Origin of the sequence: Erwinia oleae (genome assembly GCF_000770305.1) — a bacterium.
GTDB lineage: Bacteria > Pseudomonadota > Gammaproteobacteria > Enterobacterales > Enterobacteriaceae > Erwinia > Erwinia oleae.
The window spans coordinates 53,244-68,229 of the sequence record NZ_JNVB01000002.1; the positions used below are offsets into that span (position 1 = coordinate 53,244).

At 55.3% G+C, this 14,986-nt stretch carries 14 protein-coding genes; 2 read left to right on the plus strand and 12 right to left on the minus strand.

Annotated elements, in window-relative coordinates; translation table 11 throughout:
- Window positions 1-4: 4 nt before the first annotated feature.
- From coaD to GS12_RS00990, 8 genes are all read right to left on the minus strand, one after another.
- On the minus strand, window positions 5-481 hold the full coding sequence (gene coaD, locus GS12_RS00955) for a pantetheine-phosphate adenylyltransferase (protein ID WP_034943164.1): 477 nt from the start codon (window positions 479-481) through the stop codon (window positions 5-7).
- Entirely contained in the window at window positions 478-1,251 is a 774-nt protein-coding gene (locus GS12_RS00960) for a glycosyltransferase family 2 protein (protein ID WP_034943166.1), read from the minus strand. Before GS12_RS00960 ends, coaD begins: the two co-directional genes overlap by 4 nt.
- Window positions 1,252-2,526, minus strand: a complete 1,275-nt coding sequence (gene waaA / locus GS12_RS00965; RefSeq protein WP_034943168.1) for a lipid IV(A) 3-deoxy-D-manno-octulosonic acid transferase — start codon at window positions 2,524-2,526, stop codon at window positions 1,252-1,254.
- A gap of 89 nt (window positions 2,527-2,615) precedes the next feature.
- Window positions 2,616-3,749 carry a glycosyltransferase family 4 protein gene (locus GS12_RS00970; RefSeq protein ID WP_034943169.1) on the minus strand — a complete coding sequence of 378 codons (1,134 nt, stop codon included), beginning with the start codon at window positions 3,747-3,749 and terminating at the stop codon, window positions 2,616-2,618.
- On the minus strand, window positions 3,742-4,827 hold the full coding sequence (rfaQ, locus tag GS12_RS00975; RefSeq protein ID WP_034943171.1) for a putative lipopolysaccharide heptosyltransferase III: 1,086 nt from the start codon (window positions 4,825-4,827) through the stop codon (window positions 3,742-3,744). Before rfaQ ends, GS12_RS00970 begins: the two co-directional genes overlap by 8 nt.
- A gap of 70 nt (window positions 4,828-4,897) precedes the next feature.
- Entirely contained in the window at window positions 4,898-5,899 is a 1,002-nt protein-coding gene (locus GS12_RS00980; protein WP_034943173.1) for a glycosyltransferase, read from the minus strand.
- 2 nt (window positions 5,900-5,901) lie between these two features.
- The gene (locus tag GS12_RS00985; protein WP_034943175.1) at window positions 5,902-7,005 is read right to left on the minus strand and encodes a glycosyltransferase family 9 protein; all 1,104 of its coding nucleotides are present in this window, start codon (window positions 7,003-7,005) and stop codon (window positions 5,902-5,904) included.
- Window positions 7,006-7,244: 239 nt separating this feature from the next.
- A complete protein-coding gene (locus tag GS12_RS00990; RefSeq protein ID WP_200884499.1) occupies window positions 7,245-8,351 on the minus strand; it encodes a glycosyltransferase in 1,107 nt (368 codons plus the stop codon).
- A 275-nt stretch (window positions 8,352-8,626) separates the two neighbouring features.
- Between GS12_RS00990 and GS12_RS00995 the strand changes: the two genes are divergently transcribed.
- Window positions 8,627-9,592, plus strand: a complete 966-nt coding sequence (locus tag GS12_RS00995) for a polysaccharide deacetylase family protein (RefSeq protein ID WP_034943270.1) — start codon at window positions 8,627-8,629, stop codon at window positions 9,590-9,592.
- Between the two features lie 29 nt (window positions 9,593-9,621).
- Window positions 9,622-10,869: an O-antigen ligase family protein gene (locus GS12_RS01000; protein ID WP_034943176.1), complete on the plus strand. Its 1,248-nt coding sequence runs from the start codon at window positions 9,622-9,624 to the stop codon at window positions 10,867-10,869.
- 22 nt (window positions 10,870-10,891) lie between these two features.
- Here the strand turns inward: GS12_RS01000 and GS12_RS01005 are convergent, their stop codons facing one another.
- The 4 genes from GS12_RS01005 to rfaD are packed head-to-tail and all read right to left on the minus strand — an operon-like array spanning window position 10,892 to window position 14,780.
- Complete coding sequence (locus GS12_RS01005) at window positions 10,892-11,812, minus strand: glycosyltransferase family 2 protein (protein WP_034943178.1); 921 nt, start codon at window positions 11,810-11,812, stop codon at window positions 10,892-10,894.
- Window positions 11,812-12,789 carry a lipopolysaccharide heptosyltransferase RfaC gene (gene rfaC, locus GS12_RS01010; RefSeq protein ID WP_034943179.1) on the minus strand — a complete coding sequence of 326 codons (978 nt, stop codon included), beginning with the start codon at window positions 12,787-12,789 and terminating at the stop codon, window positions 11,812-11,814. Before rfaC ends, GS12_RS01005 begins: the two co-directional genes overlap by 1 nt.
- On the minus strand, window positions 12,777-13,838 hold the full coding sequence (gene rfaF, locus GS12_RS01015; RefSeq protein WP_034943181.1) for an ADP-heptose--LPS heptosyltransferase RfaF: 1,062 nt from the start codon (window positions 13,836-13,838) through the stop codon (window positions 12,777-12,779). The genes rfaC and rfaF overlap by 13 nt, the downstream gene beginning before the upstream one ends.
- Before the next feature lie 9 nt (window positions 13,839-13,847).
- A complete protein-coding gene (gene rfaD, locus GS12_RS01020) occupies window positions 13,848-14,780 on the minus strand; it encodes an ADP-glyceromanno-heptose 6-epimerase (protein WP_034943183.1) in 933 nt (310 codons plus the stop codon).
- Between the last annotated feature and the right edge of the window lie 206 nt (window positions 14,781-14,986).

The window sequence follows — 14,986 nt, forward strand, 5'->3', positions numbered from 1 at the left end:
GTACTCAGAGCTTCGCCAACAGCGCCTTCAGCACAGGTTCAGGCAAGAAGGCGCTGACGTCGCCGCCGTGACGCGCAACTTCTTTCACCAGAGAAGAAGAGATAAAAGAGTATTTTTCTGACGGCATCAGAAAAACGCTCTCAAGCGTAGGTAAAAGATGGCGATTCATGTTCGCTAACTGCATCTCATATTCAAAATCGGAAACGGCGCGCAGACCGCGGATCAGCACATTTGCCTGCTGGTCGCGGGCAAAATTCGCCATCAGATCGCTAAAACCTACCACTTTTACATTGGGCAGATGGGCCACCACCTGCTCTGCCAGCGCGACGCGTTCATCCAGAGAAAACATCGGTTTCTTACCGGGGCTGGCGGCGATAGCCAGCACAAGCCGGTCAAACATCAGCGCTGCGCGCGTAACGATATCCAGATGGCCATTAGTCATCGGATCGAAGGTTCCGGGGTAAATCGCTTTCATATTCACAGGCCTCCCTTACCGGCATGAGAAGAGTGATTGAGCGCCCACAACGCCGCGTACTTATTGAAGGTGTACTGCGCGTTGACGACGGCCAGCAGCCAGCCCTGCTTCCCGTCCAGAAAACCGGCGCGAAGCACCAGCGTTTTCAGAAAGGCGCCCAGCGTATGGGCAAACACCGCCATAATGCCGCAGCGCTTGCCCTGATGATGGCGCTGCTTCGCCCAGGCCTCAGCGTAGGCAAACTGTTTCCACTGAAAGGCGGAGAAGTCACGGCAGGTGAGATGCAGCAGGTCGCCTTTAAGCGGCGTCACCGACGCGCCCTGAACATCCAGCGATTCATGCACCTGGTGATCGTTGTAGTGATAGTGGGCGGGATAGAGCCGGATAACGCGATCGGGATACCAGCCGCTGTGCCGCATAAAGCGACCTAAGAACAGGTTACGTCTTCCCAGGCTGTAGATGGCGGCAGGCTGCGTTAACGCATGTTGAATAGCGGCGCGTAGTTCAGGCGTCACGCGCTCATCCGTATCGATCATTAATATCATCTGATGGCTGGCGTAGCTTTGCGCCAGCTGGCGCTGTTTGCCGTAGCCATGCCACGATTGCGAATGAAAAACCTTCGCGCCATGTCTCGCGGCGATGTCAGGCGTGCCGTCGCTGCTACCGGAATCCAGCACAATAATTTCATCCGCCCAGCTCACGGACTCCAGACACTCTGGCAGCAGGTCGGCAGCGTCTTTAGCAATCATCACCACGGAAAGAGGCTGTGAAGACATTTAATGGTTCCGCTGTGGCAGATAGGGTTCGAGTAACTGTAGCAGACGCTGAAGCGCGCCCTGATTTTGATGCAGCACGTCCACCGCATGACGCCCGTAGTACAAACGATAGTCTTCATCGGTCAGCAGCGTACTGATTTCCTTATCCAGCGACGCGGCGTCGGTGACGGTGATCAGCCCGTCCGCGCGCTGGAGTCTGGCGCAAATGTCTTTGAAATTAAAGGTGTGCGGCCCCATCAGTACGGGCAGGGCATGCGCGGCCGCTTCAAGCGGATTATGGCCGCCGCGCTCCACCAGGCTTCCGCCAACGAAAGCCAGATCGGCAATGCCGTACAACAGCATCAGTTCGCCCATGGTATCGCCAATAACCACCTGTGTGCTGCCGGAAGGGATCTCCCCGCTGCTGCGCAGGATAAAACTCAGTCCCGCTTTTTGTGTCATTTCGCGCGCGGTGGAGAAGCGTTCAGGGTGACGCGGCACCAGGATCAGCAGCAGATCAGGAAAGCGTTCCAGTAGCCGGCGGTGCGCATCCAGAACGATATTTTCTTCACCCTCGTGCGTGCTGGTCGCTATCCAGACCGGCCTGCGCGGCGCCCACTGCCGACGCAACGTTATTGCGCGGGCGGCCAGTTCCGGCGTAACGGAGATGTCAAACTTCAGGCTGCCGGTAACGGTGAGCTGCGACCGCTTCAGCCCCAGGCTGATGAACCGTTCGCCGTCTTCCTCATTTTGCGCCGCAATCAGGGTGATGCGTTGCAGGAGATCCCGCATAAACTTGCCCAGCTTTTTGTAGCCTTTCGCCGAGCGTTCGGAGAGCCGGGCATTGGCGATAACCAGCGGGATTTTGCGTGCCTGAAGCAGCGCGATCATATTTGGCCACAGCTCGGTTTCCATAATAATGACCAGCCGTGGATTAACGTTATCCAGAAAACGATTCATTGCGCCGGGCAGGTCATAGGGCAGATAAACGTGATGCACGTCTTTACCAAACGCCGAGGCGGCGCGCTCTGAACCGGTTGGCGTCATGGTGGTGACCGTAATGGGCATTGAAGGATAGCGATGGCGCAGGGCTCTGACCAGCGGAACGGCGGCCAGCGTTTCACCCACGGAAACGGAGTGCAGCAGAATGCCGTCCGGTTTAACTTTGCCCGCGCAATAGCCGTAGCGCTCCGCCCAGCGTTTACGATAGGCAGGGGCTTTGCGGCCTCGCAGCCAGAGCCGGAGCCAGATGAAGGGCTGAATAAGATACAGCAGGACGGTGTAAAGTGTTGTCATCACAATATTTAGCGCGAGAAGCTCACGAGATCGTGCCGGAAACAATACGGCATGTTATCAGATAACTCTTCTCCGCTCACACAACTTCATCAGGGCCGCTGCAACACCTGTTGATACAGCGCATGAAGTTGCGTCGCCAGCCGCTGTGGCGAGCAGGAGAGCACGCGTGCGCGCGCCGCATCGCCCATTTCGCTGTGTTCATCTCTTCGTGGAATCGCGTTCGCCGCTGCGGTTAACGCGGGCACGTCCAGCGCGTCGCAAACAAAACCCTGCTGGCCGTTAGTGATGAACTCGGCGCCGCCGCAGGTGAAACTGGTGATCACCGGTAATCCGCACGCCATGGCTTCGAGGATCACGTTTGGAAAGGGATCGTAAAGGGTGGGCAGCATCAGCCCGTCGGCCGCGTGATAAAAAGGGATGACGTCATGCTGCACGCCCGCGAAGTGGATACGCTGCTGGCAGCCCAACTTCTGCGCGAGGTTGTTGTAAAGTGACTGCTGCTTGTCCTGTCCGACCACCAGTAAATGCGCATCGGTGGCAGCCAGCGCTTCAATGCACGCCTTCAGCCCTTTGCGCTCGAAGCCGGAACCGACATAGATAAAAACGTTGGCTTTGCCAGGCAACCCGAGTTTTTCACGCGATGCGTTACGCTCTGCTGCGCTGGCGGGGGTGAAGCGCTGCGCGTCGATCGCATTATAAATCACCGCGAACTTCTCTTCCGGCACCTGAAAGCAGCGCATGATGTCGTTTTTTACCATCAGCGAATTGCAGATGATTTTTTTCAATGACGGATCGCGGAACATCGCCTCTTCCGCCGCCATCACGTAGCGATGATAGCCGCTGAGTGAGGTCAATATGCGCTGCACCGGCGACACAATGCGCGCACGCTGCTCAAGCCAGACGCGGTGCACGCCGTCGCCGGCGCGGAAAATATCGCAGCCGGCAATGCGTTCGTGACTCTGTACGATATCAAATTTTTCACGCTGCCAGCAGGCGCGCGCTGCTTCGGCAAAGCCGCGCTCGCGCGAAATACGTCCCCACTTTTTGGGATTGCAGATGTGCAAATGCCAGTCCGGTTTGGGTTCGCCCTGCCAGCTACGGGTAATGATGTTCAGTTCAAGGCGCTCATCGTCCAGCGCCTCAAGCGCGCGCGCGATAAAACGTTCTGCGCCGCCGTCGGGGCGGTACTTTTGACGGACTATCGCCAGCCGGACTTTACTCATGCAGAAAACTCCTTGCGGCGTTCACCACGTCCTCAACCGGGATGGCGGAAAGGTAGCGAAGAGACGTTTTGGTATCAATGCTGTCCGGCGAGGGCAGCGGCGCATAGTCGCCCGCCCAAATCACCCGATTATGCTCGCCCCAGGGACGCCATTGCGTCAGTTTGGTCGGGCCGAACAGCGCGATGCAGGGTGTATTGAGCGCCGCCGCCATGTGCATGGGGGCGGAGTCCACGCCGATAAACAGTCGGGCGTGATCGATAAGCGACGCCAGCTGCGGAAGGGTAAGTTGCCCTGCCAGCGAGATAGCATGGCGGTTATGGCTTAGCGAAAGAATGTGCTCAATCATCGCCAGCTCCTTCTTGTCGGGCGCGGCGGTCAGGACAATATCCGTATCGGCTGCCTCAAGTGCGTCAATCAGCTCCGCCATCTTCGCATCTTCCCAACACTTATAGGTCCAGCGTGAGGTGGGCTGGATCACGATATAAGGTCGCGACGTTGTCTGGTGCTGTGCCAGCGCCGCCTGCGTTTTCTGCCAGTCGCTTGCGTCGTAGTGCATCGCCACAGACCGGCCTTCAGAGGCAATGCCAAGCGGCGCCAGCGCAACAAGATTCTGTTCAACGGTATGAAGCTGGCTGTGTCGCTCGGTGGAAACGCGGTGGGTATGTGCTTTTTGCCACAGCAGGTTGCGACGCTTTTTGTAATCAAAGCCAATCCGCACTTTTGCACCGGACAGACCCGTAACGATCGCGCTGCGCCACTGGTCGGCAAGGTTAATCACCAAATCGTAATGGCAGCGACGTAGCGTCTTAACCAGCGCCATCTCATGGCGGAGATGCCTGACGACTCCCTCATTTTTCCATTTGCGATCGATAACGTGCAGATGGCGAATGGCCGGATGCGCCTGAAGCATCGGCATCGTCTCCTTATACAGGAGCACGTCAATAGCCGCCTGCGGATAACGCTGGCGAAGCGCATGAATAACCGGCGTGGTAAGCAGCATGTCGCCATGATGGCGCAGCTTAATCAGCAGGATGTTTTGCGGCGCGAACGCGTCAGGGATCGGTTGAGGCGTAGCCATACTCAATTTTCTCGAAGTGAACCGGGGGCGATTGTAAGGGAAACGCCGGAAAGGGGAAAGCCGGCGGATATCATCGACGGCGCCAGCGGTAGAGACGGCTCAGCCACAGCAGCAGCTGATACCATTGCCGAAGGCCGCGAGCATTTCGCAGCATACGGGCGGGCGTCCGGGTGGCGAACAGGTCGGCGATGATCGCCTGCCGCGCGTCGGCATCCGGTTCGCGACGGACGGCATGACAAACGGTCAGCGCTTCTCGCGTCACCTGACGGTAAATCTCAGGGTAGATTTTCACCCGATGGCGATAGCGCTGATTGATCTCATCCAGCATCTGCGCAATCTTCAGATAGTGTCGTTGGTACTCGACATTACGCTGGCCGGTGCGCTTCTGGTTGCTGATGGACTGGTCATGTACGTAGTAGCGGTACATCACCTCGTCGGTGTAGCGCACGCGACGGGCGTTCAGCATCAGCTCGGTGGTCCAGGGAATGTCCTGATGATGCAGGCCCGGCTCAAACAGCAGATTTAATTGCCTGATCAGCGACAGCCGATAAATACCCAGCCAGACCACGTGCAGATAGCGGTTCGTCGCCAGCGCTTTGCTGAGCCACGCAGAGCCGTCCATGACGTCGGTGGACTGAAGTCTGTCGCCGGGAATCAGCACTTTGGCCTTGCCCGAACCCGTGAAAAAGCGCTCGGCATTGCATTGGGCGACATCCAAATCGTCCGCTTCCGCCATTGCGATCAGCGTGCTGTACAGGTTGGGTGAGAGCGTATCGTCGGCATCCGGAAAGGTGACGTACTTACCGCGCGCAATGGCAAGACCCGCATTGCGCGCGCGGGAGACGCCGCCGTTTTGCTGATCGATAACCTGAACGTGCGCGTGTTCTGCGGCGTAACGATGCGCCATTTCCGCCGACACATCGGTTGATCCATCGTTGACAATGATGACCTCAATGCTTTCAAGCGTCTGTTCAAGCAGGGAGGTCATAAACGCCTGAAAGCTGTTCCCGGCATTGTACATGGGAATGATAACGCTCAGCGTCGGAGGTAAAGCTTCTGAATGCAGGATCATACTCAGCGTGACATCTTAGTTTGCTCGGCCAGCACCGGTTGTCTGGCGACGATAAAGTGATAAATATCATCAAGTTTTCGCTGATTAAGCTCGTAAAGCTTTTCAACAGGTTGATGAAACTGGTAAAGCGCATGGAAAACAAAAGAAGAGGCCGAAATATGATCCGGGCCAATCAGCAGTACGTCCCCGAGCGGGCGCTGTTCTTCAACGCAACATGGACCGTAAATCAGGATCACCGGTACGTTTTGCGCGTCGGCAATGTAGACGTTGCCGGAGTCGGAAGCGACGTAGAAATCCATGTTGCCGATCGCCCACGGTAGCCCTTCCAGCTTTACTTTGCCGATCAGGTTGATGACGTTTTCAGGCTCGCCGACAACCTTCATCAGGTCATGGTATCTCGGCAGTTCCCCTGGTGAACCGAAAACATAAAACAGGCAGGGGAGATCGCTGAGCCGGTCGAACAGCCGTTTCCAGACGACCGGGGGAATGGTTTTCGCCTGGTTGCCCGCAGAGATACTGATGCCAATTTTTATTTTGTCGTTACGGAAAACGTCCCCGGGCGTGTCCTGTGGTTTCAGTAACGGCAGGGTGGCGTGTTTAGGATAGCTCTCTCTGGTCAGGGAGCGATCGGCCAGCTTAAGGTAGTTTTCCAGCGTGAGCGTATTTTTCTCATGATTCACCGTGCCAGAAGCGGTCAGATAAAAGATCGCCTGATACCACTTACGGCGGTAGGTCGTGAGAAACTGCTTGTTACCGGCATTGCAGCAGGCGGCAAAAAACAGGTTGGCATTATTCGGTAACAGCAGGTAGACATTTTCGTAACGATTCATCAGCCGAAGCGCCAGTTTGAGCCTGGCCAGCGTGTTGGTTTTATGATCCTCGATATAAAACAGCGCGTCCAGCGTGGCGTCATGCTTCGCAAGGGGAGCAACCGAATGGCTGATTAGCGCATCGCTATGCTGTAAGTGACTGAGCAGCGGCGTAATATTAATGAAATCACCGATTTTTGCCGTCTGAATAACCAGATTGCGGGACGTCTTTTTCCGCCTGAGCTTCATCAAAAGCTTCACCGGTAAAAGAAGAATAAACAGCAGGACATAATTCACGCTCTTTTCTCCCTGAGCGAACGGACAACGCCTCTGTAACCGGGGCGCTGATAAGAAGGCTGAACACCAGCCCCATAACAATAATGAGAGCTCAGATAGCCGTTCCAGAATGTGAGCGTTATCATGGGCTTAGGCCTTGTAGGTAAAGTCTTGAACGTGTGTCATCCGTGGAACCTGTCGTCACTGATGCGTCGATGCAGACTAAGGGCGACATTAAAGAGTAAAATTTTACGGCTCACTCATTTTTTATTTATCAAATCAACATACTGATTGCATATCTTTTCAATGCTGTAGGCGTCGAGATCCAGATCGGCGATGTTCGGAGGCGTGAAATATACTTCACGAATCGTCTCTGCCAGAGAAGCCACATTCATTTCAGCCAGGCCGCGACTTAAATCGCCGGTCATGATACTGATTGGCCCGCCGGGGCAGCGCGTACTCACCACTGCCGTCTGGCAAATCAGCGCCTCCACCAGCACATTGCCAAAACCTTCGCTATCAGAACTGACAATCAACAGCTTTGCATGGCGAATGTAGGGATAGGGATTGGCGATAAACCCTTTAAAAAGGACGCGATCGTTAATACCCAGCTCATCCACCAGCTGCCTGACTTTATCGGTCGATTCACTGCTTCCCTGCCCAATCAGCAGCAGTTTTGCGGTCAGACCGCTGGCGGCATAGGCACGCAACAGGCGATCGTGACGCTTGGTCTGATGAAAGCGTCCGACATGGATAACATAATCCTCGTTCGCCATATCGCAGGGTTCAAGTGAGAGCTGGCGGACGGCGTCAAAATCAAACGGATTAAATATCACACGTTCGCGCCGGGGTTTTACATAAAAAGAGCTTTTCAGATCGTCCAACACGAATTGCGACACGCCAATGAGGTTGCGATCCTGATAAACGCAGCGCGTTTTGAATTTTTTAAGCCATAACGAAAAACCGCTGCGGCGCGCCAGATAAGAGGCAGAAAACACGCCATGCAGGCAAAACCACGTTTTTTCAGGTTCAAGCACTTTCGAGCGGCTGACGATGCGATCGGTTTTGTGCAGGTGTGAAACAATCAGATCGTAGCGCCCGCCGGACTGCTCTGCTGCCTTAATCGCCTTATCGAGAAGGGCGGCGCGGCGATGCAGTTCCGTCAGCTTGCGCCAGGGCTTTTTGCAGCGGTCTTCTATTACCTGATAATCCACTTGAGCCGGCATCGGGTAATCACAGACGGTGCGCAGGGAAAAAAGCGAGACGCGATGCCCGCGTTCGATCAGCCCTTTTGACAGGCTCAGCACCACCTTTTCTGCTCCGCCGCCCGGCAGACCGTCAATGATCAGCAATATGCGCTTGGACAATTTTTTATCCTTTAAAAGAGAAGACACAGCCGCATTGCAGTGCTGTTGTTTCAGGTGCGCCAGGCATCCTGATGAGTAACATCTGTTTGTTACCTGATTTGACCCGCACCGACTTCAAAGCATTATTGTTTCCATGGCAAAGATAATCTTAGAAAATTAATAAAGATAGTGCTACAGGGAATCTCTTCGTCAGCGACGGTAGCGGTAAATCTCTTTGCGTCGCGCATAACGGCTGCGTAACATACCCTAAAGGCATTATGGAGCCCGTCAACGGCATGAATAAACCTGCATTTATTATCACCATTGATACCGAAGGGGATAACCTCTGGCGTAATCGCAGTGGCAATGTGACGACCGAAAACGCGCGCTTTCTCGGCCGCTTTCAGCAGTTATGTGAAAAATACGCCTTTAAACCGACCTGGCTCACTAACTATGAAATGGCGATCGATCCGGTTTTTATCGCGTTTGCGAAGGAGGTTATCGCACGCGGCACGGGCGAAATTGGCATGCATCTCCACGCGTGGAACAGCCCGCCAGACTTCAGGCTGACCGATAACGACTGGCAATTTCAGCCCTATCTTGTCGAATATCCACGGGATGAGATGCACAGAAAAGTGGCTTTTATGACCCGTCTGCTGGAAGAGACGTTTCAGACCAAAATGCTCAGCCATCGGGCAGGACGCTGGGCATTTAATGAAGCCTATGCGCAAATTCTGATTGAATTCGGCTATCGCGTTGACTGTTCCGTCACGCCGCGCGTGAACTGGCAGTTTTCGCCCGGCGCGCCGCAGGGGAAGGGCGGCACCGACTATACGCATTTTCCACAGCACGCCTACTACCTTGATCCAGCGGATATTTCACGGCCGGGGCGTTCTTCACTGCTTGAAGTGCCGATGAGCACCCTTTATAAACATTCGGCAATGGTGAATGGTATCAGGCAGGGTTACGATCGGCTGCGGGGTAAAAGACGAAGCCCGTCCGTTTACTGGCTGCGCCCGACCGGCGGCAACGTACAGCAAATGATCCACGTGGCGGAAAAAACGCTGGCGGGCGGGGCGGACTACGTCGAATTCATGCTGCACTCGTCTGAGTTTATGCCTGATGGCAGCCCAACCTTCAAAACCGAAGCGGATATTGACCGTCTTTATGAAGACCTGGAACACCTGTTTATCTGGTTACAAACGCGAACCGTCGGCATGACGCTGGCGGACTATGCCCTGGCGAAATCGGCGCTGACGTAATTAATTGCTCCATTTTTCTGAGAACCATTATGCAAATCAGTGAAAACAATAAAGCGCGCTTTCGGGCAGCCCTTTACTTTCTGGCCCTCGGCGGCGCGTTGCTTTCTGTCATGCTGACATTTATGGATGTGAAATCAGCGAAAGTTTCTTTTTACTGGACGTTTTATTTCTCGCTGGCAGGCGTGCTCTTTCACTATAAACAGTATGATCGCTCGCGGCTTTGGCTGTTGGGGCTTTTGCTCGCGTTCGGGCTGACGAAAGTGATTTGGTTTTACTGGGAATATCTGGGCAAAGTAAACTTCAATCCCTATAACGATTATCTGAACGCAGGGAAACGTCTTCTCCTCGCCTGCGTAATCGGCTATTGGCTGTTCGGCCAGATGCACAGATTCCAACGGCGTTCACTGGATTTTATTCGCTACGGACTGCTCATCGGGTTCGCGGCCGCCACGATTTTTGGCTTTTATCAATATTTTGGCAGCGCCAGCCGCGTCGAATTTGCGCTTAATCGCGCCACCATTTCGGCCTATGGGTATGCGATGCTCTCGATGATGGTGCTGTTTCTGCTGGCGGCAGAGAGGCACACGCTGATAAACATTCTCGCCTGCCTGGGCATCTTTTTGCTCTCCTATTTTGTACTGATGCAGACAGGTACGCGAAATATGATAGTCGCCTATCCGCTCATCATTCTGGCGGTCGGAGTAGTGCAGTTCCGCCACTTTGGATGGAAAACTCTTTTTGCGGTGATTGTTACGCTCGGCATCCTTATTTCACTTAGCTACAAACCGGTCATCAAGCCCCGGATCGACAGGACATTGAGCGAATATACGATTTATGAGAACAACGACGGGAATGAAAATGGTTCTCTGACCACCCGCCTGGCGATGTGGAAGGTAGGGGCATACTGCCTGCAACAACATCCGTTTGGCATGAATTCAGAAGCGCGCACGGCCTGTTTTGAGCACTACGTGAACACCTATCATAAAGACAAGGTTTCTTTGATCTATGAGAAAGTGCACCTTCATAATGAGGTTCTGGATACCGCCAGCCTTCAGGGCATTCAGGGCGCTGTTGTTTTGCTGCTGTTCTACTTTGCGCCGATCGTTTATGCGCTGCGCAGGCGTAATGCCTTATTGCTGGCGGTGATGCTCGGCGTCGTTGTCAGCGGTTTAACCGATGTGGTGTTTATCAGCCGTGAGTTAACCGTGTGTATCGCGCTGATGATGATTATTGCTGAGATATGGCGCGCGCAAACCCGTTCCGCCCTCAGACGCTAATTCTTTTGCTCAGCACGGGGCCTTACAGGCCCCGATTTCTCACGGTCAGCATCTTTCTCTTATAGCTCAGCCGGATTTTTCCATTCAGCATAAACCGAAGCGGACTCATGCGCCGCAGGCGTTGCTCAACCTCTTTTCCCTGTGGCGTATCATGAAGCTGCGAGTAATAACGATTGGCAATATCCAGCCAGTGACAGGTAATAAGCGGGGCATAACGCGCAGGCAATACCTCGTCGAGATGGCGAGTCGCCTCAATCAGGCAGTCAATCTTGTGGTGATCGATGGCTGATGACAGGCTCTGTGGATGTTTGCGATACAGGTAGAAACCGGCGCGAGAGTAAAGCGTTTTGCGGCTGTGCATCAGCATCAACGGGAAAAGCCAGGTATCTTCATAACAGATAAGATCCGGGAAGGCGTGTTGTTGCAGCAGGCGACGGGCAAAAAACTGTCCGATAAAGTGCGCCTGATAGTCGCGATGGATCAGAAAACGTTCAACAGCGTCATGCTGCGTTAATTCTTCCGGCACGGCAGGTTGCCAGGCCAGCTGGGGGCCGTCAGTCCGTGTTTCAATGATTTTACTCAGCAGAATGTCGGGACTGCGCTGCGCCAACAGCGCGAGCCTGTCCGCCAGCGCGTCGGGCAGCAGCCTGTCGTCGCTGTCTACCATCAAAATGTAGTCGCCACGAGCCAGTTGCACCGCGTGATTACGAACGCGGCCGACGTTGCGATAGCGCGTCTTCTCCGTGCGAATGTGAGGATAGCGTCCGGCGTAGTCGTCGATAATCGCCTGGGTATCGTCGGTGGAGTCATCGTTGATGATGACGATCTCCGCGCGGTTGTGCGCATCGGCCAGAGAAGCAAAAACGCTGTTCAGCGTCTCCGCCAGCCAGGGCGCGCAGTTGTGCGCGGCAATTAAAATAGTGAGCTGCGGGCAGACGTCCATCAGGCGTCAGCACTGAGCAGAGGAAGAAGCATCGTCTGTACATCCGACGCGGAAATAGCCGCCATCGCGTTTCCCTCCGCAGGCCGGACGACAAACTGGTTTTTTCCGTATCCGCCAATCAGGCCGGGGTCGGTCGGGCCATACAGCGTGATATTAGGACGATCGAGCGCGGCAGTCAGATGGCTCAGGCCGGTGTCGACGGAAACCACCGCCCTGGCACCGGCCAGCACGCGTGCGATCTGCTCCAGCGTAAGCCGGGGCAGCACCTCAACGTTGTCAAACCCCTGCGCCAGACGTTGCGCGCGCTGATGTTCATGATCGGTGCCCCAGGGAAGCTTGATGCGCAGCCCGGTGTTTTGCAGCAGGCCGATAAGATCGCGCCAGTGTGACTCCGGCCAGTGCTTGGCGTCGCGGGTGGTGGCATGCAGGAAAACCAGATACTGGTTGACGTCGGCGGGCGGTTCAGCCAGAAAGTGGCTGGCGATGGCATAGTCGCCTTTACTTTCCGGCAGCGGATAGCCGAGGCTTTTCGCAAACAGTTCGCGCGTGCGCTGCACGGCGTGCTGCTGTTTGTTAATTTCATGACGTTGGTCATACCACCAGCTGGCAAAAGGCTCACGCGCGCTGCGGCTGTCCTGGCCGTGCTTGATGCCTTTGGCGATGCGGGTGACCAGCGCCGCGCTTTTGATTAAGCCCTGCGCATCGATCACCAGATCGTACTGGCGCGACTGAACGTCCTGCTTAAAGCGAAAGCGCTCTTCCCGGACATCGCTGCCAAACCAGTGTTTCCGCCAACGGCGAATGGCGACCGGGATCACCCGATCTACCGCCGGATGCCAGGCGGGAATTTGTGCAAATCCCTCTTCCACTACCCAGTCGAAGCGAATGCCGGGAAGGGCGCGCATGGCATCCGTCAGCGCGGGCAGCGTGTGCAATACGTCGCCCATGGAGGACGTTTTAACAATCAGAACCTGCATTCGCTCTCCTGGTTTTTCTCCAGCAGGGTTTCCAGCTCAGCGAGAACGCGCTCTGGCGTGATATCAATCAGGCTTTGATGGTAGCCTTCCGCGGCATCCCCTTTGCGCACCCGGTGATAGCCGGTGATCAATCGGATAACGCGCGCTTTGTGCGACAGCGGCGGGGTAAAGTCGGGGCTGCTGGGGCCATAAAGCGCCACCAGCGGACGATCCAGCGCGGCGGCGATATGCATCAGTCCAGAATCGTTGCTGACCACGGCGCGGCACTGCGCCAGCAGGATCACCGCCTGCTCAAGCTGCGTTTCGCCTGCCAGATTGTGGCAGCGTTCGCGGGCGTCGGGATGAAGGCTTTGCACTATTTGCTCGCCGGTTTCTTTATCTTTTGCCGAACCAAACAGCGCTATCTGAAAACCTTTGTCGATCAGCATCTGTGCCAGTTCTGCATAGTGATGGTGCGGCCAGCGCTTGGCCGGACCGAACTCGGCGCCGGGGCAGAAACCGATCAGCGGGCGCGCTGGCGACAGGCCGAAAGCGGCAGAGGTAGCTACTTTTTCTGCATCATTGACGTCCAGTTTGGGCCACAGCAGCGGCTGCGGAAGATCGCTTGCGCGCCGCACGCGCGATTTATCGTAGGCCAGCGCTACATAGCGCTCCACCATTAACGGCCAGGCGGCTTTATCCAGCACGCGCGCATCGTTTAACACGCCGTAGCGCATTTCACCGCGCCAGCCGGTACGCGTTTTGATCCCGGCGAAAAAGGGCACCAGGGCGGATTTGAAGGAGTTGGGCAGAACATAAGCGCGATCGTAACCTTTATCACGTAGCGCGTGGCCCAGCCGACGGCGCTCGCCTAACGCCAGCGCGCCGTGACCCAGCGGCATCGGCAGCGCCTCGTTAACCTCCGGCATGCGCGACAGCAACGGACGGCACCACGGAGGCGCCATTACGTCGATGACGGCATCCGGGTGGTTCGCCTTCAGCGTGCGATACAGACTTTGCGACATCATCATATCGCCCACCCAGGAAGGCCCGATGACCAGTATTTTCATCGGCACCCTTTACGCTTTGCGGTTGAGCCAGGCCATATAGTCGGCCACGCCTTCGGCGACGGTTTTGAACGGCTTATCGTAACCTGCCGCGCGAAGCCGGGTTAAATCCGCCTGGGTATAGCCCTGATAGCGGCCTTTCAGCTTTTCCGGGAAAGGAATGTATTCAATTTCACTCTTCTGATGGAATTTCAGGGCGGCCTCAGCCACTTCCTGGAACGACTCCGCCCGGCCCGTGCCGCAGTTGAAGATGCCGGATACGCCGTTTTCCCAGAACCACAGGTTGACGGCGGCCACGTCTTCGACATGGATGAAGTCGCGTTTAAAGCCGTCGCTGCCTTCAAACAGTTTGGGATTTTCACCGTTATTAAGCTGCATATTCAGATGAAACGCCACGCTGGCCATGCTGCCTTTATGGCCTTCGCGCGGGCCGTAAACGTTAAAATAACGGAAGCCGCAAATCTGCGATTCTGCCTGCGGCAGCACCTGACGCACGTAGTGATCGAACAGCATTTTGGAGTAGCCGTAGACGTTCAACGGCTCTTCGAACTGGCGCTCTTCAATAAAATTGTCGTTACGGCCGCCATAGGTCGCGGCAGAGGAGGCGTAAAGGAAGGGGATCTGGCGCTCGATGCAGTAGTGCATCAGCTCCTTGGAGTACTGATAGTTGTTATCCATCATGTACTTGCCATCCCATTCGGTGGTGGCCGAGCAGGCGCCTTCGTGGAAGACCGCTTCCACATCGCCGAAATCTTCATCCGCAAGAACGCTAATCAGGAAATCTTCTTTATCCATGTAATCGGCAATATCCAGATCCACCAGGTTGGCGAACTTGGTGCCGTCTTTCAGGTTGTCGACCACAAGAATGTCCGTATAGCCTTTCAGATTCAGCGCTTTAATGATATTGCTGCCGATAAAACCAGCGCCGCCGGTGACGATAATCATGAGCTTTAACCTTAAACAGTGGGGGTGAAACGGGAGGTTTCACACACTAATGCTTAATATCATAACATCTCAGCACCACCCGGACAGCCGCAGGCGGCAGGAATTATCTTTCGTCGGCGTTAAATATGCTGTGAAAATCACACAACACGATCAGCACTCTCGTGACAACGCGCGCGCTTCAGTAAGATGTTTCGCTCATTTGCTCC

What these genes read in the sequence shown, in the direction of transcription:
- GS12_RS00970 (WP_034943169.1), bottom strand. Translation starts at nt 3,749, where the DNA reads ATGAGTAAAGTCCGGCTGGCGATAGTCCGTCAAAAGTACCGCCCCGAC.
- rfaC (WP_034943179.1), bottom strand. Translation starts at nt 12,789, where the DNA reads ATGCAGGTTCTGATTGTTAAAACGTCCTCCATGGGCGACGTATTGCAC.
- rfaD (WP_034943183.1), bottom strand. Translation starts at nt 14,780, where the DNA reads ATGATTATCGTCACCGGCGGCGCTGGTTTTATCGGCAGCAATATCATT.
- rfaQ (WP_034943171.1), bottom strand. Translation starts at nt 4,827, where the DNA reads ATGGCTACGCCTCAACCGATCCCTGACGCGTTCGCGCCGCAAAACATC.
- GS12_RS00960 (WP_034943166.1), bottom strand. Translation starts at nt 1,251, where the DNA reads ATGTCTTCACAGCCTCTTTCCGTGGTGATGATTGCTAAAGACGCTGCC.
- GS12_RS00980 (WP_034943173.1), bottom strand. Translation starts at nt 5,899, where the DNA reads ATGATCCTGCATTCAGAAGCTTTACCTCCGACGCTGAGCGTTATCATT.
- GS12_RS00995 (WP_034943270.1), top strand. Translation starts at nt 8,627, where the DNA reads ATGAATAAACCTGCATTTATTATCACCATTGATACCGAAGGGGATAAC.
- rfaF (WP_034943181.1), bottom strand. Translation starts at nt 13,838, where the DNA reads ATGAAAATACTGGTCATCGGGCCTTCCTGGGTGGGCGATATGATGATG.
- GS12_RS01005 (WP_034943178.1), bottom strand. Translation starts at nt 11,812, where the DNA reads ATGGACGTCTGCCCGCAGCTCACTATTTTAATTGCCGCGCACAACTGC.
- waaA (WP_034943168.1), bottom strand. Translation starts at nt 2,526, where the DNA reads ATGACAACACTTTACACCGTCCTGCTGTATCTTATTCAGCCCTTCATC.
- GS12_RS01000 (WP_034943176.1), top strand. Translation starts at nt 9,622, where the DNA reads ATGCAAATCAGTGAAAACAATAAAGCGCGCTTTCGGGCAGCCCTTTAC.